The organism is Bradyrhizobium huanghuaihaiense, assembly GCF_007830635.1.
Taxonomy (GTDB): domain Bacteria; phylum Pseudomonadota; class Alphaproteobacteria; order Rhizobiales; family Xanthobacteraceae; genus Bradyrhizobium; species Bradyrhizobium huanghuaihaiense.
In genome coordinates this window covers 76,403-96,036 of sequence record NZ_VLLA01000002.1, presented here as the reverse complement: position 1 = coordinate 96,036, position 19,634 = coordinate 76,403, and the positions used below count along the sequence as shown (strand labels likewise).

17 protein-coding genes are annotated in these 19,634 nt (G+C 64.0%); 5 read left to right on the top strand and 12 right to left on the bottom strand.

Translation table 11 applies throughout. The features are described 5' to 3' along the window. Positions 1-203: 203 nt before the first annotated feature. The 7 genes from IQ16_RS04475 to IQ16_RS04445 form a co-directional block, all read right to left on the bottom strand. A complete protein-coding gene (locus IQ16_RS04475) occupies positions 204-2,906 on the bottom strand; it encodes a nitrate reductase (protein WP_018648205.1) in 2,703 nt (900 codons plus the stop codon). A 1-nt stretch (position 2,907) separates the two neighbouring features. Further along, a complete protein-coding gene (locus tag IQ16_RS04470) occupies positions 2,908-4,125 on the bottom strand; it encodes an NAD(P)/FAD-dependent oxidoreductase (RefSeq protein ID WP_018648206.1) in 1,218 nt (405 codons plus the stop codon). A 10-nt stretch (positions 4,126-4,135) separates the two neighbouring features. Then, entirely contained in the window at positions 4,136-4,564 is a 429-nt protein-coding gene (locus IQ16_RS04465) for a globin family protein (protein ID WP_026312849.1), read from the bottom strand. 178 nt (positions 4,565-4,742) lie between these two features. Then, the gene (locus IQ16_RS04460) at positions 4,743-6,134 is read right to left on the bottom strand and encodes an MFS transporter (RefSeq protein WP_018648208.1); all 1,392 of its coding nucleotides are present in this window, start codon (positions 6,132-6,134) and stop codon (positions 4,743-4,745) included. Between the two features lie 337 nt (positions 6,135-6,471). After that, complete coding sequence (locus IQ16_RS04455) at positions 6,472-7,266, bottom strand: ABC transporter ATP-binding protein (RefSeq protein ID WP_018648209.1); 795 nt, start codon at positions 7,264-7,266, stop codon at positions 6,472-6,474. Positions 7,267-7,279: 13 nt separating this feature from the next. Beyond that, positions 7,280-8,176: a nitrate ABC transporter permease gene (gene ntrB / locus IQ16_RS04450; RefSeq protein WP_018648210.1), complete on the bottom strand. Its 897-nt coding sequence runs from the start codon at positions 8,174-8,176 to the stop codon at positions 7,280-7,282. Between the two features lie 61 nt (positions 8,177-8,237). Then, positions 8,238-9,554, bottom strand: coding sequence for a CmpA/NrtA family ABC transporter substrate-binding protein (locus IQ16_RS04445; RefSeq protein ID WP_018648211.1), 1,317 nt, complete (start codon positions 9,552-9,554; stop codon positions 8,238-8,240). Between the two features lie 677 nt (positions 9,555-10,231). Between IQ16_RS04445 and IQ16_RS04435 the strand changes: the two genes are divergently transcribed. Both IQ16_RS04435 and IQ16_RS04430 read left to right on the top strand, forming a co-directional pair. Beyond that, positions 10,232-11,071 (top strand): formate/nitrite transporter family protein, encoded by an 840-nt coding sequence (locus IQ16_RS04435; RefSeq protein ID WP_026312850.1) that lies wholly within the window; start codon positions 10,232-10,234, stop codon positions 11,069-11,071. Between the two features lie 60 nt (positions 11,072-11,131). Further along, the gene (locus IQ16_RS04430) at positions 11,132-12,865 is read left to right on the top strand and encodes a bifunctional protein-serine/threonine kinase/phosphatase (protein WP_035668316.1); all 1,734 of its coding nucleotides are present in this window, start codon (positions 11,132-11,134) and stop codon (positions 12,863-12,865) included. Positions 12,866-12,870: 5 nt separating this feature from the next. On the opposite strand, the gene IQ16_RS04425 is transcribed toward IQ16_RS04430, so the two are convergent. Next, a complete protein-coding gene (locus tag IQ16_RS04425; protein WP_018648213.1) occupies positions 12,871-13,788 on the bottom strand; it encodes a dioxygenase family protein in 918 nt (305 codons plus the stop codon). Between the two features lie 163 nt (positions 13,789-13,951). On the opposite strand from IQ16_RS04425, the gene IQ16_RS04420 reads away from it, so the two are divergent. Continuing rightward, the gene (locus IQ16_RS04420; RefSeq protein WP_018648214.1) at positions 13,952-15,226 is read left to right on the top strand and encodes a serine hydrolase domain-containing protein; all 1,275 of its coding nucleotides are present in this window, start codon (positions 13,952-13,954) and stop codon (positions 15,224-15,226) included. A gap of 52 nt (positions 15,227-15,278) precedes the next feature. Here the strand turns inward: IQ16_RS04420 and IQ16_RS04415 are convergent, their stop codons facing one another. The 3 genes from IQ16_RS04415 to IQ16_RS04405 form a co-directional block, all read right to left on the bottom strand. Then, the gene (locus IQ16_RS04415) at positions 15,279-16,598 is read right to left on the bottom strand and encodes a TRAP transporter large permease (protein ID WP_018648215.1); all 1,320 of its coding nucleotides are present in this window, start codon (positions 16,596-16,598) and stop codon (positions 15,279-15,281) included. Further along, positions 16,595-17,110: a TRAP transporter small permease gene (locus IQ16_RS04410; protein ID WP_018648216.1), complete on the bottom strand. Its 516-nt coding sequence runs from the start codon at positions 17,108-17,110 to the stop codon at positions 16,595-16,597. Before IQ16_RS04410 ends, IQ16_RS04415 begins: the two co-directional genes overlap by 4 nt. Positions 17,111-17,194: 84 nt before the next feature. Next, positions 17,195-18,193, bottom strand: a complete 999-nt coding sequence (locus IQ16_RS04405) for a TRAP transporter substrate-binding protein (RefSeq protein WP_018648217.1) — start codon at positions 18,191-18,193, stop codon at positions 17,195-17,197. Between the two features lie 79 nt (positions 18,194-18,272). Between IQ16_RS04405 and IQ16_RS04400 the strand changes: the two genes are divergently transcribed. After that, positions 18,273-18,482, top strand: a complete 210-nt coding sequence (locus IQ16_RS04400) for a hypothetical protein (protein ID WP_145831285.1) — start codon at positions 18,273-18,275, stop codon at positions 18,480-18,482. A 92-nt stretch (positions 18,483-18,574) separates the two neighbouring features. On the opposite strand, the gene IQ16_RS04395 is transcribed toward IQ16_RS04400, so the two are convergent. After that, positions 18,575-18,808, bottom strand: a complete 234-nt coding sequence (locus tag IQ16_RS04395; protein ID WP_018648218.1) for a hypothetical protein — start codon at positions 18,806-18,808, stop codon at positions 18,575-18,577. A gap of 138 nt (positions 18,809-18,946) precedes the next feature. On the opposite strand from IQ16_RS04395, the gene IQ16_RS04390 reads away from it, so the two are divergent. Continuing rightward, positions 18,947-19,288 (top strand): DUF1236 domain-containing protein, encoded by a 342-nt coding sequence (locus tag IQ16_RS04390; protein ID WP_018648219.1) that lies wholly within the window; start codon positions 18,947-18,949, stop codon positions 19,286-19,288. Positions 19,289-19,634 lie beyond the last annotated feature (346 nt).

The following is a 19,634-nucleotide window of genomic DNA, read 5'->3' as shown; positions in this document are numbered from 1 at the left end:
AAACCCTCTGCTGTTGGATGGGCCCCGGCTCTGCAGCGCACCGTCGAAGGGACGCTGCGCTGCGTCCGGGGCACGAGATCATGGTTTTGGCACGCCTGCATCAACACGGTCATTGCGAGCGCAGCGAAGCAATCCAGAATCCCGCCGCGGAAAGACTCTGGATTGCTTCGCTACGCTCGCAATGACGATGGAAAGAGCCGGACCTACCCCGCCGCGCTTGCGACCTTCTGCTTCGCCGGCACGACCTCCGTCGTCGCGATCAGGCGCTTCAGCTCGGGGATGCAGGAGCCGCAATTGGTGCCGGCCTTGAGCTTGGCACCGATCTCGGCGGCGGTGCGTGCGCCGCCAGTGATGGTGTCGCAGATGGTGCCGCGGCCGACGCCGAAGCAGGCGCAGACGATCGGGCCGGTCGAGGCAGCGCCTTCGCTGGACTTGCCCGACAGCAGCATGCGGCGCTGATCGTCGGTGACCTGATCGGCCACGAACAGGCTCTTGACCACCTCCCAATCGCCGGCGTCATGTGCGGGGCCGACGAACAGGCAGGTCTCGATGCGGTCGCCTGCAAACGAGGCGGCACGATAGACGCCGCCGCCGAAGTCGCGATACTCGGCAACGTCCTCGCCGGCGACGCTCTCGAGCCAGGCCGGCCAGCGCGACAGATCCGCATTGTCCGCGAACAGATAGCCGAAGCCGCCGGTGACGGTCACGCGGGTCCACAACAGGTTCTGCGGCAGATCGAGCTGCTTGCGCGACAGCGCGAAGCCGCGGAAGACGAATTCATAGGGCGCGATCGCGGCTGGCGTCGCCTTGGACTCTGGCTGCCCCGAGAACGGATCGGTGAAGGACTGCACCAGCGCGCCGACGCGGCCGTGCGAGGCATTCATCGCGCTCCAGTGGATCGGCACGAACAGGGCGCCGCGCTGCTGCCCTTCGCTGACGACGGCCTTCAGGATGCACTGGCCATAATCGGTGGTGATGCGGGCATAGCCGTCATGGGCGATACCGTATTTGCCGGCGTCATCGGGGTGAATCTCGACGAACGGCTCGGGCAGATGCGCGCCGAGCCGCTGGCTCAGCCCTGTGCGCGTCATGGTGTGCCACTGGTCGCGGATTCGGCCGGTATTGAGCCTTAAGGGGCGCGAGGGACCGGTCTCGCCACGCAGCGTCGGCACCTCCGGCGCAATGAAGCGGCCCTTGCCGTCATTGGTGAAGAAGCCGCCTTGCGCGAAGAAACGTTCGCCGGGCGTCCCGCCTTCGCGCACCGGCCACTGTACCGGCTTCAACGCGTCGAACGCGTCGTCCGACAGCGAGGTCAGCGCGCCGATGTCGAAATCGCGGCCGCCGTCGTTCTCGAAAGCGGAGAGCGCGGCGTGCTCCCGGAAAATGTCAGCCGCGGATTTGTAATTAAAACTGTCGCCGAAGCCGAGGCGCTTTGCGGTCTCGCTCAGAATCCACCAATCGGGGCGCGCCTCGCCCGGTGCGGGCAGGAACGAGCGCTGGCGCGAGATGCGCCGCTCGGAATTGGTCACCGTGCCCGACTTCTCGCCCCAGGCGAGCGCCGGCAGCAGCACGTGCGGGCCGGCCTCGACGGTGTCGTTGGAGAGCACGTTCTCGGACACCACGAACAGCTCGAGCTTCTTCAGCGCCTCGCGCACGAAGTCCGCATCGGGCAGCGACACCGCGGGGTTGGTACCCATCACCCAGAGCGCCTTGACCTCGCCGCGGTTGATGGCCTCGAACAGCTGCACCGCCTTCAGGCCTTCATGCGTGGCGATGCGCGGTGCCTTCCAGAACCGCCTGACACGGTCGATGTCGGGCGGCGTGAAGCCCATATGCGCGGCGAGCATATTGGCGAGACCGCCGACCTCGCGGCCGCCCATCGCATTGGGCTGGCCGGTCAGCGAGAACGGCGAAGCGCCGGGCTTGCCGATGCGCCCCGTCGCGAGATGACAATTCAGGATCGCGTTGACCTTGTCGGTGCCCTGCGCCGACTGATTGACGCCCTGCGAATAGAGCGTGACGACCTTCTCGGTGTCGCGGAACATCTTGAAGAAGGCGGCAACGTCCTGCTCGGAGAGGCCCGTGGCAAGCGCGGTTGCAGCAACGCTGCCGGCGATGTTGCGCGCGCGCGCCAGTGCGTCGTCGAAACCGCTGGTATTCTCAGCGATGTAGTCCTGGTCCAGCGCGCCATTGTCGGCGAGATGCACGAACAGGCCCGAGAACAGCGCGGTGTCGGTGCCGGGCTTGAGGCCGAGGAACAGATCGACATCGCTCGCGGTATCGGTGCGGCGCGGATCGATCACGATCATCCGCGCGCCACGCTCCCCACGGTTCTTCACCATGCGCTGGAACAGCACGGGATGGCACCAGGCCGCATTCGAGCCGACGAAGACGAGCAGATCGGCCTGATCGAGATCCTCGTAGCAGCCGGGCACGGTGTCGGCGCCGAAGGCGCGGCGATGGCCGGCGACCGAGGACGACATGCAGAGCCGCGAATTGGTGTCGACGTTCGCCGTGCCGACAAAACCCTTCATCAGCTTGTTGGCGACGTAATAGTCCTCGGTGAGGAGCTGGCCGGAGAGATAGAACGCGACCGCGTCTGCGCCATCGCGGGCCACGATGTGCTGCATGCGATGGGCGACGTGATCGAGCGCATCGCTCCAGGCGACGCGCTCCAGCACGCCCTTGCAGCGGATCATGGGATAGAGCAGCCGGCTTTCGAGGCCAACGGTCTCGCCCAGCGCCGAGCCCTTCGAGCACAGCCGGCCGAAATTGGCGGGATGGTCAGGATCGCCCGCGATCGCCGCGCCGCCCTTGCCATCGGGTGTCGCCAGCACGCCGCAGCCGACGCCGCAATAGGGGCATGTCGTTTTGGTGGTGCGGAGGTTTGGGTCGATCGCCGTCATATCAAGCCGCTTTCGAAGGCTGCACGAGCGCGCGGCCGAACATCATGTCGGTGCGGATCGCCGCCACCTTGTCGCGATTGCGGATCAGCTCGAGATACCAGAGCGCATCGACGGTATCGCCGATCAGCACCGCGCCGGTGAGCCGGCCGTCGGCGATGACAAGCTTCTTGTAGGTGCCGCGCCTGCGGTCCGACAGCACGAGGCTCTCGCTGCCCTCCCCGCCCATGAAGTCGCCGGCGGAGAACACGCTGACGCCGGAGACTTTCAGATTGGTCGAGACCACGCTGCCCTGATAGCCGGCGGGCCGGCCGGCAAGATGCCGCGCCAGCACGCGCGCCTGCTCATAGGCAGGCTCGACCAGGCCATAGCAGGTGCCGCGATGCTCGGCGCATTCGCCGAGCGCGAAAATGTCGGACGAAGAGGTCTGCATCACATCGTTGACGACGACGCCGCGATTGACCGCAATCCCCGCCTCTTTCGCCAGCGCGACGTTGGGCTTGATGCCGGCGGCGAAGATCACCGCATCGGCCTCGATGCGGCTGCCGTCGGCAAGCTCGACGGCCTCGACCTGGCCGTCGCCATGGATACGGGCGGTCGAGGCGTTGAGAAGGATACGAATGCCCTTGCGCTCGACCAGCGTCTTGAGCAGGTCGGCCGCGGGCGCATCGAGCTGACGTTCCATCAGCCGATCCATCAGATGCAGCAGCGTCACCGGCGCGCCGGCCTTGGCGAGGCCGTAGGCGGCCTCCAAGCCGAGCAGCCCGCCGCCGACCACGACGACGCGCTTCTTCGCCGCCGCCAGCGTCAGCAGCAGGTCGACATCGCGCGTGTCGCGAAACGTGTGCACGCCGGCGAGATCGGCGCCGGGCACATTCAGCCGCAGCGGTGTCGATCCCGTGGCGAGCACGAGCTTGGAATATTCCATGCTCTCTTCGCCCGCGATCTTGAGCTCGCGGCGGCCGGTGTCGATCTCGGTGACGCGATAGCCGTAGCGCACCGTGACGCCGCGATGGCGCCACCAGTCGGCCGGCCTGAGCTCGATCTCGTGCGAGCCGGTCTCGCCGGCCAGCACGGAAGAGAGCAGCACGCGATTGTAAGCGAGCCGCGGCTCTTCGCCGATCACGGCGACCGCGTAGCGGCCGAGTGCGGTCTTGGCGAGCTCGTCGACCAGACGCGCGGCCGCCATACCGTTACCGACGATGACCAGCGGTTCACTCACAAGGCATCTCCTATTCGGCGGCCTGCGCCTGTGCGCCGTAGGCCTCGGACATCATGTAGCCGGACAGCACGCCGTAGGCGTCGGTCCAGGCGGCAGCGAGTTCGGGCGTCCAGGCTTCGCCGAGGCCCTTCTCCAGGGTCCACAGCAAGGTCGCGCCGACCACGGGGTAGTGCTCGGCCTTGGCGCCATAGGCGACGTGACGCTTGGCGAGCGCCGAGGCCGCAGGAAGAATCGTCTCGAGGTTCGACAGGCCGCCGACCACGGCGGCGAGCATGCCCATCAGCTTCTTGCGCTGCTCGGTCATGTCTTCGGGAAACATCGCGCGCACCGGTGGCGCCACCTCGAACAGGCGATCGTAGAACAGCACAGCGGCCTGCTCCGAGATCGGTGCGACCTTGGCGAAGCTCTGCTGAATGAGGGTAATCTGTTCGGGCGTCATGATGTTCTCCTGTCTGTTTCGGTCTGCCTTTGTCCGCGCCGTTGCGGACAAGGTTCATGGGTCAAACGTCATCAGAGAGTCTTCTCCCCGCGTACGGGGAGAAGCGAGATTCGTACCAAGTCTTATTTTTTGAGCATGATCTGGTCGGAAAACCGCTTCACACTTTTCCGGATCATGCTCAGACCCGCGCTTCGGCGAGGCCTGCCGCGCCTTCGCCCTGCGGGCTGCGACGCAGATAGAACCACCAGGTCAAAGCCAGGCACGAGGCGTAGAAGCCGAGATAGATCGCGAGCGCGAGCTGCGGACCGCCGGTCAGGGCGATCGACTTGCCGAAGCCGCTCGGGATCAGATAGCCGCCGACCGCACCGATCGCGCCGATGAAGCCGACCGCCGCACCGCTCTCGATGCTCGCCGTCTTCAGGGCGGCGCTACGTGCCGCATCGCCCTTGCCGCGCACCTTGAACAGGTTCTGCTCACGGAAGATCGAGGGAATCATGCGGTAGGTCGAGCCGTTGCCGATGCCCGTCGTCACGAACAGGATCAGGAACATCGACAGGAAGCCGATGAAGTCCTTGTGCCCGACGAAGTAGAGCGCACCGACCGTCGCCGCCGCCATCGCGATGAAATTCCAGAAGGTGATGACCGAGCCGCCGATCCGGTCGGCGAGCCAGCCGCCGAACGGGCGCGACAGCGAACCGACCAGGGGGCCGAGGAAGGCGATCGAGATCGTCACCGACGGAAACTGCGTCTTGAGCAGCAGCGGGAACGCCGCTGAGTAGCCGATGAAGGATCCGAACGTGCCGATGTAGAGGTACGCCATGATCCAGGTGTGCTTGCGCTTCACCACCGCGAGCTGGTTCCTGATCGACGACTTGGCCGTGGTCAGGTTGTTCATGAAGAACACCGCGCCGAACACCGCGATCGCGATCGGCAGCACCCACATCAGACCGGCATTCTGCAGGAAGATGCCGTCGACGGGGCTTGCCTGGAACAGGTTGATGACGGCGAGCGTCATCAGGATCGGGGTCAAGAGCTGCACGCTGGAGACGCCGATATTGCCGCCGGCGGCATTGAGGCCGAGCGCCCACCCCTTCATCCGGTCGGGGAAGAAGAACGAGATGTTGGTCATGCTGGAGGCAAAATTGCCGCCGCCGAGACCGGCCGTCGAGGCGACCAGCAGCATCAGCCAGAACGGCGTGTCGGGCTGGCTGACGAAATAAGCCAGCGACAGCGTCGGGATGAACAGGATCGCCGCGCTGAAGATGGTCCAGTTGCGGCCGCCGAACGTCGTCACCGCGAAGGTGTAGGGAAAGCGCATAAAGGCGCCGATCAGCCCCGGCACCGCGACGAGCTGGAACAGCTGGTCGGTGGTGTAGTGGAAGCCCGCCTGCGGCAGCTTGGTGGTGACGATGCTCCAGATCAGCCACACCGAGAAGCCGATATGTTCGGCGACGATCGACCAGATCAGGTTACGCCGGGCGATGGTCTTGCCGCCCGCATTCCAGAACGCCTCATCTTCGGGGCGCCAGTCAGAAATCCAAGTCTGACTTAGAGACGAATTCTTGGTCATACATTATCCCTTCCAGGCTCACCGCTGCGTCGTTGCAGGCTCAGCCTCCGCGTGGAGGCGCGCTCCGAGGCTTCACCCCGGTGGCGAGTTCACGATGCTGATTGATGATGTTGAGGGACGTCGTCGTTGGCGTCGCGCAAGTACACTTCAATTTCCGTGCCAGTTGCGCGCATGCTGGAAATACAGGGATTTCAGCACGTTATTCGTATCGCCCGAAATTTTTGCAGGGCTTTTTCGCTCGCAAAATTTGCGATCCGCTCAATCCTTGTGCGGCGCACAAGGATTGAGCTTGATGTCGATTATTTAGGCGCGAACGTTTCGCGCATTAAACTTTGGTTTACGCGGCCTCAACGAAACGATGACGCTCGTAGAGGAATTCGAGCACGCGCTGCCGGCACTTCAGATACGTGGTGTTGGTCGCGAGCTCGAGCCGCTTGCGGGGACGCGCCAGCGGCACCTCCAGCACCTCACCGATGCGCGCGCTCGGCCCGTTGGTCATCATCACGATGCGGTCCGACAACAGCACGGCCTCGTCGACGTCGTGGGTGATCATCAGGATGGTGTTGCCGAGCTTCTGATGCAGCGCCATCACCGAGTCCTGCAGATGCGCCCGGGTCAGCGCGTCGAGCGCGCCGAACGGCTCATCCAGCAGCAGCACCTTCGGCTCCATCGCCAGCGCCCGCGCGATGCCGACGCGCTGCTTCATGCCGCCGGAGATTTCCGAGGGACGCTTGTCCCTGGCATGGGCCATCTGCACCAGGTTGAGATTGTGCATCACCCAGGCGTCGCGCTCGGCCCTCGTCTTGGTCCTGGCGAACACCTTGTCGACGCCGAGCCTGACGTTCTCGTAGACGGTGAGCCACGGCAGCAGGCTGTGGTTCTGGAACACCACTGCACGATCGGGCCCCGGCGAGTTGACCTCGCGGTTCTCCAGCAGCACGCCGCCGGTGGTGGCGGTCGTGAGCCCGGCGATGATGTTGAGCAGGGTCGACTTGCCGCAGCCGGAATGACCGATGATCGAGACGTACTGGCCTTTCTCGATGGTCAGGTTGATGTCCTTCAGCACCTCGGTCGTCGCAGCGCCGCGGGTGAAGATCTTGTCGATGTGGTCGAGCTTCAGATAGGCGGTCATGTGTCCCTTCCCCTTAGCTTGTCGCGGTGCCGCGGGTAACGATCTTGCCGAGGCCCGCGATCAGGCGGTCCAGCACGAAGCCGACGATGCCGACATAGAACAGCGCCAGGATGATCTCGCTGATATGCGAGGAGTTCCAGGCGTCCCAGATGAAGAAGCCGATGCCGACGCCGCCGATCAGCATTTCCGCCGCGACGATCGCGAGCCAGGACAGGCCGATGCCGATGCGCAGGCCCGTGAAGATGTAGGGTGCGGCCGCCGGGATCATGATCTTGGAGAAGAACTCGAGCGGGTTGAGCTGCACCACTGCGGCGACATTGCGGTAGTCCTGCGGGATGTTGCGGACGCCGACCGCGGTGTTGATGATGATCGGCCAGATCGAGGTGATGAAGATGACGAAGATGGCCGAGGGCTGGCCGTCGCGGAACGCGGCGAGCGAGAGCGGCAGCCAGGCGAGCGGCGGAATGGTGCGCAGCACCTGGAACAGCGGATCGAGCCCGCGCATCGCCCAGACCGATTGCCCGACCAGCACGCCAAGCGCGATGCCGGCGATCGCCGAGAGCGAATAGCCGAGCGCGACGCGCTGGAGACTGGCGGAGAGATGCCAGAACAGGCCCTTGTCGATGCCGCCATGGTCGAAGAACGGATCGACGATCAGCTCCTTGGTGTCCTTGAAGACCTTTGACGGCGGCGGCAGCGCCGAGCCGGCTCTCCGGCAAACCAACTCCCACACCAGCGTCAGCAGCGCGAGCACGACCAGCGGCGGGATGACGCGCACCGCGGTTTCCCTTGCCATGCGTGCGTAGGCCTCACTGCGCGGCGGGCGCTTCGGCGTCATCGCGACGACAGGCGCGGCGGTGGCCGCCGGCGTCGCGGTCTCAACCTCAATCTTCGTGGCAGGCATATTCATCGCAATATCTCTCCGGCTGCAAAAGAGGATGCGGCCGCCCGTGGGCGGCCGCGAGGCTCCATCAGACTTCGACCCGCTTGATCGCGAGCGACTTCAGATAGGCAGCCGGATTTTCGGGATCGAACACCTTGCCGTCGAAGAAGGTCTCCTTGCCGCGCGAAGTGGAGGTGGGAATTTCCGCGGCAGCGACGCCGAGCGTCTTGGCCGCATCGCGCCACATGTCCTCGCGGTTGACCTTGGCGATCAGCGCCTTGGTGTCGAAATTCGCCTCATACTTGCCCCAGCGGATGTCCTCGGTGAGGAACCAGAGATCGTGGCTCTGGAACGGATAGGAGGCGTGATCACGCCAGTACTTCATGATGTGCGGCGAGTTCTCGACCACCTTGCCGTTGCCGTAGTCGAACTTGCCGGCGGTGCGGTCGTAGACGTCCTCGACCGGGCAGTTGATCCACTGCCGCTTGGCCATGATGGTGGCGAGCTCCTGCTTGTTCTCGGCCTTGTCGGCCCATTGCTGGGCCTCGAGCACCGCCATCAGGATCGCCTTGGTCGCCTTGGGATATTTGTCGACGAAGGCTGCGCGCATGCCGAAGGATTTCTCCGGATGCTTGTTCCAGATCTCGCCGGTATTGACCGCGGTGTAGCCGATGTCCTGGTGGACGAGCTGCAGATTCCAGGGCTCGCCGACGCAGAAGCAGTCCATGGTGCCGACCTTCATGTTCGCCACCATCTGCGGCGGCGGCACCACGATGGTCTCGATGTCCTTGTCGGGATCGATGCCGCCGGCGGCGAGCCAGTAGCGGATCCAGAGGTCATGGGTACCGCCGGGGAAGGTCATCGCGGCCTTCACGGCCTTGCCGGAGGCCTTCTTCTTCTCCAGCGCCGCCTTGAACGGCGCTGCATCGGTGCCGAGCTTGAGATCGGCATATTCCTTGGCGACCGAGATGCACTGCGCATCGAGATTGAGCCGCGCCAGGATGTACATCGGCGTCGGCTGGTTGTTCTGCGTCACCTTGCCGGCCGAGATCAGGTACGGCATCGGGGTGAGGATATGCGCGCCGTCGATGCCGTTGCCTTCGGAGCCGAGCACGAGGTTGTCGCGCGTGGTACCCCAGGACGCCTGCTTCTGCACGTCGACGTCAGGCACGCCGTATTTGGCGAACAGGCCCTTGTCCTTGGCGACGAACAGCGGCCCGGCATCCGAGAGCGCGATGAAGCCGAGCTTGGCGCCCTTGACCTCGGGACCTGAATCCTGCGCGAAGGCGCCGGCGGGGAAATTGAGTTTGGCGGCGGCGAGAAGGGCAGCAGTAGAGCCGGCGGCTTTCAACAATTGACGGCGGCTGAGGCCAGTCTCGAAGGGCCGGCGAATGCGCTTGGTCATGTGTAGTGTCGTCCTTTGCGTCGTTGCAGAATTGATGGCGTCAGTGCACACGAGCAGCCCGTCCGTCCGGCGGCGCCGTCTTTGGCGCATGCGAACGCACGACGGGGGAGACCCCCGTCTGGTGGCGTCAGCAAATCGGATGAGAAGTCTCGCGGGACGGCTTCAATGGCGTCGGCATGGAACTATTCAAGCTTCATGCCAAGCTCGACACCGCCAAAACATCAACAATTTCAGTTGGTTATATGGTCCGCGCCAGACTGTCGCAGGCTGGCTCCGCTTGCGAAATTTGCGCACTGCCTAATCCTTGTGCGGCGCACAAAGCTTGTGCAGTCGCTTAAGCAGGAGGCTGCCAAGCGCCTCGGGCCGAATTCGGCGAGGGGCGTATCAGCTTGATATAACGTTACTTTTCTTGCGCCTCTCGGCGGCACGCAACTTGCTTCTTTATGGGCGTCAACGAAGACTGCGGCTTGCCGCATCGTTGCAGCCTCTGGCGGCTGCATTTTGGAAGCTCATCTGCTTCGCGGCCCTTCCGGCTCAGTCCTCGTGACGCGATTCCCAAAGCTTCCAGCCATTCCATAGCCCTCGTGCGCGGCAGAACCGTCCGCACGGCCAAGACGTTCAGCCGCGTCCTCTGAGGGGGCGTGTCGATCTCACTTACGAAGCAAAAGGAACCATTGATGTCGTATCTCGCGCCTTCGGAATTCGTCACCAAGATGGTGGATGCAGGCGAGTCCAAGATCTTCATGTCCACCCGGGATACCATCATCCGGGCTTACATGGCCGGCGCGATCCTCGCCCTCGCCGCCTGGTTCGCCGTCACCATCAACGTGAACACGGGCCAGCCCCTGGTCGGCGCGCTGCTGTTCCCGGTCGGCTTCGTCATGCTCTATCTGTTGGGCTTCGACCTGCTCACCGGCGTGTTCGTGCTCTCGCCGCTCGCTTTGATCGACAAGCGCCCGGGCGTCACCCTCGGTGGCGTGCTGCGCAATTGGGGCCTGGTGTTCGTCGGCAACTTCGCCGGCGCCTTCACGGTGGCCTTCATGATGGCCTTCGTAACGACCTTCGGCTTCACACAGGCGCCCGACAAGGTCGGCGCGGCGATCGGCAACATCGGCGAAGGCCGAACGCTCGGCTATGCCGCCCATGGCGCGGCCGGCATGGCCACGCTGTTCATGCGCGGCATGCTCTGCAACTGGATGGTCTCGACCGGCGTCGTCGGCGCCATGATCTCGACCTCGGTCCCCGGCAAGGTCATCGCGATGTGGATGCCGATCCTGGTGTTCTTCTACATGGTGTTCGAGCATTCCGTCGTGAACATGTTCCTGTTCCCGTCGGGCCTGATGCTGCACGCGAAGTTCTCGGTCATGGACTATCTGATCTGGAACGAGATCCCGACCGTGCTCGGCAACCTCGTCGGCGGCCTCGCCTTCACCGGCATGACCCTCTACACCACGCACGTCATGACCCTGCCGAAGCGCCAGGCCGACAAGGCTGCGAAGCCCCGCGTCGCGGCCTGATCGAATACGTCTCGACAGGGGAGCCTCGCCCGATCAGGGTGAGGCTCCCCCTTGCCGGTGATGACGATGACCCGCGGACTCCTGATTTCGATCGGCCAGCACTCCGACAGGGGTCGCAAGCCCGTCAACCAGGATTTTCATGGCGTCCTGATTCCAGAGGAGCCGCTGCTCAGCCTGAAGGGCATCGCGGCGGTTCTCGCCGACGGCATCTCCAGCAGCAGCGTGAGCCAGATCGCCAGCGAGTCGGCGGTCAAGAGCTTCCTGATGGACTATTACTGCACGTCGGAATCCTGGACGGTGAAGACCTCCGCCCGCCGCGTGCTGGAGGCGACCAATTCCTGGCTGCACGCGCAGACGCGCAAGAGCCAATATGCCTATGACCGCGACAAGGGCTATGTCTGTACCCTCAGCGCCATGGTCATCAAGGCAGCCACCGCGCACATCTTCCATGTCGGCGACTGCCGTATCTACCGCGTTGCCGGCAAGGCGCTGGAGCAGCTGACCGACGATCATCGCATCATCGTGTCGTCGGAGCAGACCTATCTCGGCCGCGCGCTCGGCATCAATCCGCAGCTCGAGATCGACTACCAGACGGTCGAGGTCCAGGCCGGCGACACCTTCCTGCTGGCAACCGACGGTGCGTACGAATTCGTCGACCCGCGCTTCGTCACGAACGCGATCAACGAACATGCAGCCGAGCTCGACGGGGCGGCGAAGGCGATCGTCGAGGAGGCCTATCGGCGCGGCAGCGACGACAACATCACCGTGCAGATCCTGCGCATCGATGCGGTGCCGGAGGAATCCGGCGTCTTCGATCAGAGCTCGGCGCTGCCCCTGCCGCCCCTGCTGGAGCCGCGGGCGATGTTCGATGGCTACCGGATCATCCGGGAGATCCACGGCAGCAGCCGCAGCCACATCTATCTCGCCGTCGATGCGGACACCGAGGAGACGGTCGCGCTCAAGATTCCGTCGATCGACCTGCGCGACAACCAGGCCTATCTGAAACGCTTCCTGATGGAGGAATGGATCGCGCGGCGGATCGACAGTCCGTACGTGCTCAAGCCGCGGTCGCGATCGACGCGGCGCAACTATCTTTACGTCGCGACCGAATTCGTCGAGGGACAGACGCTGCGGCAGTGGATGCTCGACAATCCCCGTCCCGATCTGGAGACGGTGCGCAGGATCATCGAGCAGATCGCCACCGGGCTTCGCGCCTTCCACCGGATGGAGATGCTGCATCAGGATCTCAGGCCCGACAACGTCCTGATCGACAAGACCGGTACCGCAAAGATCATCGACTTCGGATCGGTCAGGGTCGCGGGGGTCGCCGAGGCTGCGCCGAGATCGGCCGACGCGGAAATTCTCGGCACGGTCCAATACACGGCGCCGGAGTATTTTCTCGGCGAGGGCGGATCGCCCCGGTCCGACATGTTTTCGCTGGCCGCCATCTGCTACCAGATGCTCACCGGGCATCTGCCCTACGGCGCCCAGCTGGCCAAGATCCGGGGACGATCGGACGCGTGGAAATTGCGATATCGCCCCGCGATCGACGCCGAGCGGGGCATTCCTGGCTGGATCGACGGCGCGCTCAGGAAGGCGCTGCATCCCGATCCCTACAAGCGCCACGAAGACATGTCCGAGTTCGTCTTCGAGCTCAGAAATCCCAATCCGGCCTATCTGAACACGCGGACCACGCCCCTGCTGGAGCGCAATCCGCTGCTGTTCTGGAAGCTGACCACGGCGATCCTCGCCTGCGCGGTCATCGTGCTGCTCGCAGCGCTACGGCTGCGATAGCTGGATCACGCCGGCTCCGCCGCCTTCGTCCCCAGCGGTTTCGGCGCCATGCCGCCGCCGGGCTTGAGGTGGAATTCGTAAGTCATCAAGTGCCACCGCCCGCTCGCCTTGGTGCCGTCAGGCATTGCGGGATCGTTGCGCGGCTCGACCTTGGCGACGAGGTCGTCCTTCACCCCGAACACCACGTCGGAATCGAGATATTTGTCGCCGTCCATGAAGACGTGGGTGATCAGCGGCTCGTAGCCCTTCGCATTGACCAGGAAGTGCACATGCGCCGGCCGCATCGGATGGCGATTGGTCTGCAGGATCATCTCGCCGACAGGGCCATCGGTCGGGATCGGATAGCTGCACGGCAAGATGGTGCGGAAGAAGAAGCGGCCGTCATGATCGGTGATGAAGCGCGCACGCGCGGAGGCGCCGACCTCGTCATAGTTCGCCTTCTGCGAATCGTAGAAGCCGTCGTCGTCGGCATGCCAGACGTCGACGGGGACGTTCGCAAGCGGCTTGCCCTTGAGGTCGGTGACGCGGCTCTGCACGAACATCCGCTCGCCCGTCTGATTGTTCGGCGAGATGTCGGTGCCATGCGCGGTCACCTTGTGCTCGCCGACATAGAACGGCCCGAGCACCGTCGTTTGGGTAGCCCCCTCGCGGTCCCTGTGGTTCACGGCGTCGACCAGCATGGAGACGCCGAGCACGTCGGACAGCAGAATGAATTCCTGGCGGGTGTCGGTGCATTTCTGCCCCGTGCGGGTCAGGAAATCGATGGCATATTCCCATTCTTCGAAGGTGAGACCGGTCTTGCTCACGTAATCGTGCAGCGACTTCACCAATTCCTGGAGCAGGAATTTTGCCCGCGTATCAGGCGTCTGGTCGAAGCTCTTGACGACGGCTTCGGTGAGTTCGGTCTCGTTGAACTGGGTCATGGTGCGTTTGCCCTCGCGTTTTTTCGTTGGCCCGGGCGGGCTCCTTGGAGGTGTTCCAGGCTGGACACTACACCAGTCGGCCGCCCCGCGTTAAGCGCGACCGGCTTGGAATGGACCCGCCATTTGGCTATCACCGTCCTTCAGAAACTGCCCGGAGGAACTGATGCTCGCCCCCACCCCCGCCTCGCCCGAATCCGTCGGCATGTCCAAGGCCGCGCTCGACCGCGTCGATGCGCATCTGAAGAAGCGGTACATCGATGCCGGCCGTTTCCCGGGCACGCAGCTCCTGGTCTATCGCCGCGGCAAGATCGCCCACAGCTCGGTACTGGGCCTGGCCGATGTCGAGCGCAACGTGCCGGTGAAGGACGACACCATCTATCGCATCTATTCCATGACCAAGCCGCTCACCAGCGTCGCCTTCATGATGCTGGTCGAGGAAGGCCTCGTCGCGATCGACGAGCCCGTCGCCAAATACATTCCGGAATGGAAGGATCTCGGCGTGTTCGTCGCCGGCACCGCGCCGTCCTTCCTGACCCGGCCGCCGTCGCGGCCGATGCTGATCGTCGACCTCTTGCGCCACACCTCCGGCCTCACCTACGGCTTCCAGCAGCGCTCCAATGTCGATGCCGCCTATCGCGCCGAGAAACTCGGCGAGGTCGAGAAGTCGGGCACGCTCCAGACCATGATCGAGGGACTGGCGAAAATCCCGCTGGAATTCTCGCCGGGCGAATCCTGGAACTATTCGGTCGCGACCGACGTGATCGGCTACCTCATCGGCAAGATCTCAGGCGTGCCGTTCGAGCAGTTCCTCAAGACACGCATTCTCGATCCGCTCGGCATGACCGACACCGATTTCCACGTGCCGGCTTCCAAGGCGCACCGCTTCGCGGCCTGCTATTCGGCGGACCCGGGCGGCGGCATGACCTTCCATGCCGGCCAGCGCCGCGAGGGGCTGACGCTTCAGGACGATCCGACGACGAGCTCGTTCCTGACGCCGCCCTCCTTCATCTCCGGCGGCGGCGGATTGTGCTCGACGGCCGCCGACTATCTCACCTTCTGCCGCGCGCTGCTCAACGGCGGCGAGCTCGGCGGCGTCAGGCTGATCGGGCCGAAGACGCTGGCGCTGATGACCACCAACCACATTCCCGGCGGCCGTGCGCTGCCGGAAGTGTCGCGCTCGCTGTTCTCGGAAGCCACCTATAACGGCATCGGCTTCGGCCTCGGCTTCGCCGTGACCATGCGCCCGGCCGAGACGCTGATCGCCGGCAGTCCCGGCGAATACAATTGGGGCGGCGCGGCCACGACCTCGTTCTGGATCGATCCGGCCGAGGAGCTGATCACCATCTTCATGACGCAGGTTCTTCCGTCGAGCGCCTATCCGCTCCGCCGCGAGCTGCGCAGCATGGTCTACGCCGCGATCACCGAGAGCAATCTGTAACCCATTGAGCTGATCCCGCGGCCGGCGGCCGCGGGATCGCACGATCGGACGCTCATTTCAGCATCTCCGGCACGATCAGGCGCGGCAGGAACAGCGACACGCTCGGCCAGACGACGAGCGCCGCCAGTACGAGCAGCATCGGAACCAGCATGATCGCGGTGTCCTTCAGCGCATAGCGCAGCCGCACGCCTGCGACCGAGCAGGCGATCATCAGACATAGACCGTAAGGAGGCGTCACCAGTCCGAAGGCCAGTGACACGATCGATATGATCGCGAACTGGACCGGATGAAGGTCGACCGACTTGGCCAGCGGCTCCAGCACGGTGCCGACGATGATGATGGCCGGGATGGCGTCGAGGAAGCAGCCCACCACCAGAAAGCAGAAGCAGATGAAGAAGCCGGCCGCGACGGTGCCCATGCCCCATGCCGAGACGTTCGCCAGCAGCTCCTGCGGGATCCTGTAATAGGCGAGCAGCCAGCCGAACGCGCTTGCGGTGCCGACGCAAAACAGCGCGACGCCGGCAAGACGCCCGGTGTCGAGAAAGGCCTTGTACAATTCGCGCGGCCCCGTCTCGCGGTAGAAGAACGCCGAGAGCGCGACGGAATAAAGCACTGCGACGCAGGCGGACTCGGTCGCGGTGAACCAGCCGAGCAGAATGCCGCCGACGATGATGAACGGCGTCATCAGGGCCGGGATCGACCGCCAGATGGCACACCGCATCTCGACCCAGGTCGCCTTCGGATAGGTCGGGTAGCCGCGGCGCACCGCGTAGATGTGCACCGTCGCCATCTGCGCACCCGCGATCAGCAGACCCGGCACGATGCCGGCCAGATACATCGCCGCAATCGAGGTCGAGATCAGCCCGCCCCACACGATCATGAGGATCGACGGCGGGATGATGACCGCCAGAACCGCCGAGACCGCCGTGATGGCGATGGAGAACGAGAGGTCGTAGCCCTCCTTGGTCTGCGCATCGATGAAGATCTTTGACTGGCTCGCCGCATCAGCCGTGGACGAGCCCGAGATGCCGGCAAAGAACACCGACAGCACGACGTTGATCTGCGCCAGCGATCCCGGCCAGTGCCCGACCATCGAGCGCGACAACGCCACCAAGCGGTCGGTGATGCCGCCGATGCTCATCAGGTTCGCCGTCAGCAGGAAGAACGGCACCGCCAGCAGGATGAATGAATTGTACGCATTGAAGGTCTCCTGCGCCAGCATCATCAAGGACAGGCGCGGCTCGATCAGCAGGATCGGCACGCAGGCAAGGCCGAGCGCGAAAGCGACCGGCACGCGCACGATGAGCAGGCCGATGAAGACCCCGAACAGCACCATCGCAGCCTGTCCGGCAGAGAGTACATTGCCGCTCATCGCCGTGCCCCGACCAGAATGCGCATTTCATCGACGATCTGTTCGCCGGCAAAGACGATCCACGTCGCGCCGGTCACGGGCCAGGCGACGTGAATCAGCCAAAGCGGCAGATCGGCCAACTCCGACGTTCTGTTCCAGGCAAAGCGGGTGAACTCCAGGCCGGCGAACACGAATACCAGTGCCAGCGCCAGCACGCCGAGCCGCGCGAGGATCCGCACCGCAGCCTCCGACCGCCGCGACAGGTCCGGCCACACGTCGACCTCGAAATGCTGCGCCTCCCGCACGCCCACCATGGCGCCGATCATAATTGTCCAGACGAACAGGAAGCGCGCCATTTCCTCCGTCCAGATGTAGGAGGGGATGAAGGGCGTGTAGCGCGAGATGATCTGCAGCGTCACGGGAACGACGAGAATGCCGACGCAGGCCGCAAGCAGGATTTCCAGCAATTTCGCATAGGCCGCCGTGACGCGGCGCCACAGCGACGGTGTGGACGGGACGGGCATGTCAGACATTGGGACTCCCAGCGGCAACTCATCCGCCACGGCCGGGCAAGAAGCGGGGCTTGCCCGGAGGTGCCGTCGGCGGATGCAACGAGCTCAGGCGACGTTGATCTTCTCGAAAATGCCCTCCGCGCCAATCTCCTTGGCGTAGGTGGCCATCACGGGGTCGGCGAGCTTCTTCATGGCGTCCCGCTCCTCGAAGGGAACGCGCTTGAGCTTGCCGGCCTTTTCGAGCGTGTCGAGCTTGACGACCTCTTCGCTCGACTCGAGCTGACGGCCGTAGTCGCCGGCCTCCTTGCCGGCCTTCATGATCGCGTCCTGCAAATCCTTCGGCAACGTCTTCAGCGTCTTCACCGAGAAGCAGATCGGCCGGATCGACACGGCGTGCTGGGTGAGGCTGAGATGCGGGGCCACTTCGTAGAACTTCATCGCCTCGACGCCCGCCGCCTCGTTCTCGCCGGCCGATATCACGCCGTTCTGGATCGCATTGTAGATTTCGTTATAGGTGATCACCGTCGGGCTCATGCCGACGGCCGCAAAGGTCTTCGACCATATCGGTGCGCCCTGCACGCGAACCTTGAGGCCCTTGAGATCGGCGAGATTCTTGAGCGGCTTGTTGGCGAAGATGTTGCGGATGCCGCCGCCGGAATAACCGATCAGAACGACCTCGGCTTTCGCCGCGACCTCGTCGGCGATCGGTGCCAGGATATTGGCTTCGACGACCTTGTTCATGTGGTCGATGCCCTTGAACACGAAGGGCGCATCGATGAACGGAGCCGCCTTGGCGAAGGTCGACATGTGAGCCGGCGAGACGATGCCGTAATCGACCGCCTTGCCCTGCGACATGTACTCGAAATACTGCTTCTCGAGGCCGAGCGAGGAGTTCTTGTGCAAAGTGAAATTGACGGGCTTGCCGTAATATTTCTTCACCAGCTCCTCGAACCGGATCAGCGCCCGGTTGAACGCATGGTCGTCGTTGAACTGCACCGCGCCGTTCAGCGTGATCGGCGCCTGCGCCCTGAGGATCGACGGCATGCCGATCGCGGCCGCCGCAGTGGTTGCACCGATACCAGCGAGAAATGATCGTCGCTTCATCGTCTCCCCTCCCTTTGATGCTCCGGCCCTGTCGCCGGGCCGTGCGTGCAGCCGGTATGCGGCTTGCGAGGGGAAGCGTATGAAAAACCTCGGCGGGACGGAAGTCATTTCGCGCGCGCTGGAGGTACTCTTCGTCGCAGGACTTGCTCCTGCACGACCTGCTGCACTGCAACTCGCGTTCCTGCCGGCGCGCGGCACGCCGCATCAGCGGCCCCTCACTCCCTGGGACACGGGAAGACGCGCGGACCTGTGCGCTGCACGCAGCGACCCGCGCGTCTTCCACGCCTGACCTAGTGCATATGACCAATCAGATAGATGCCGCCACCGATCACAATGATCGCCGGCACGGCCCAGAGAATGAGTACTGGCATCACGTCCTCCTCAATTGGATGTGCAGACCTTGACGGTCTTCATGCCGCTCTCGGCTTCGGTGCGCGTCTTGTAGATCGTGCCCGACGGGCTGACGACGGTCATGGACGCGTCCATCGGCTTCTTGTCGACGATGGTGCACTTCTTGGTCTTGACGTCCTGGACCACGTAGAACTCGTCGGCCGCGAACGCCGGCAGGGAAAGCGCAGCAACCATCAGTGCTGCAGTCGCCATCTTCAGCATCATCTTGTCTCCTCCTCCAATTGCCGGATTTCGGTCCGGTCGATTCAGAAACGGGAAAAAATGGTATTTTGTTCCTATCCTCGGGGAACGTCGCTCGCGGCGAAAGGTTGTTGCGGCGCTTATGCTTGTGAGGAGGACAAGATGAAGAAGCTGTTCCTGTTATCCGCCGCGGCCGTTCTGATTTCGACCGGCGCGTTCGCACAATCCACCGTGACCACGACCGGAACCGGTCACGCCGCGGTCGTTCAGATCGAGCCGCAATACCGCACCAAGATCAAATCCTACGTCACCGAGCACCGGGTGCGTCCGGTTACGACGAAGGAGAAGATCATCGTCGGCGCAACGGTGCCGAGCGAGGTGGAGCTCGAAGCGGTTCCGGCCGATTGGGGCCCGTCCCTCACCAAATATCGCTACGTCTATTCCGGCGAACGCGTGATGCTGGTGGATCCGGGCACGCGGACCGTCGTTCAGGAAATCGATTGATCAGAACTGACGGACGAGCGGCCGCCATGAAGGCGGCCGCCTGCCGGAGTTGACCGCATGAAACCGCATTGAGAGGCGCGGATCGCCGGGCTCAGTCTGGCGGCCATCTACGTCGTGTGTCTGCTGCTGACCGCGATCAGCATGAGCTGAGGCGCAGGGCTCGCCGCACTGCGCTGCAAAATCCTTCCGGACCGCTCGTCACATGCGAAAATCGTGGCGCCCTGCCGGTCCTGCCCGTATGGTTCTCGCCAAAATCATAAGCCGGCGCCGCCGCGCCGGAAGCGGGACAAGCGCGTTTGTCAAAGCTCACCCTGCCGGTCCGGCTCGCTCTCCTGGTCGCGGGAAC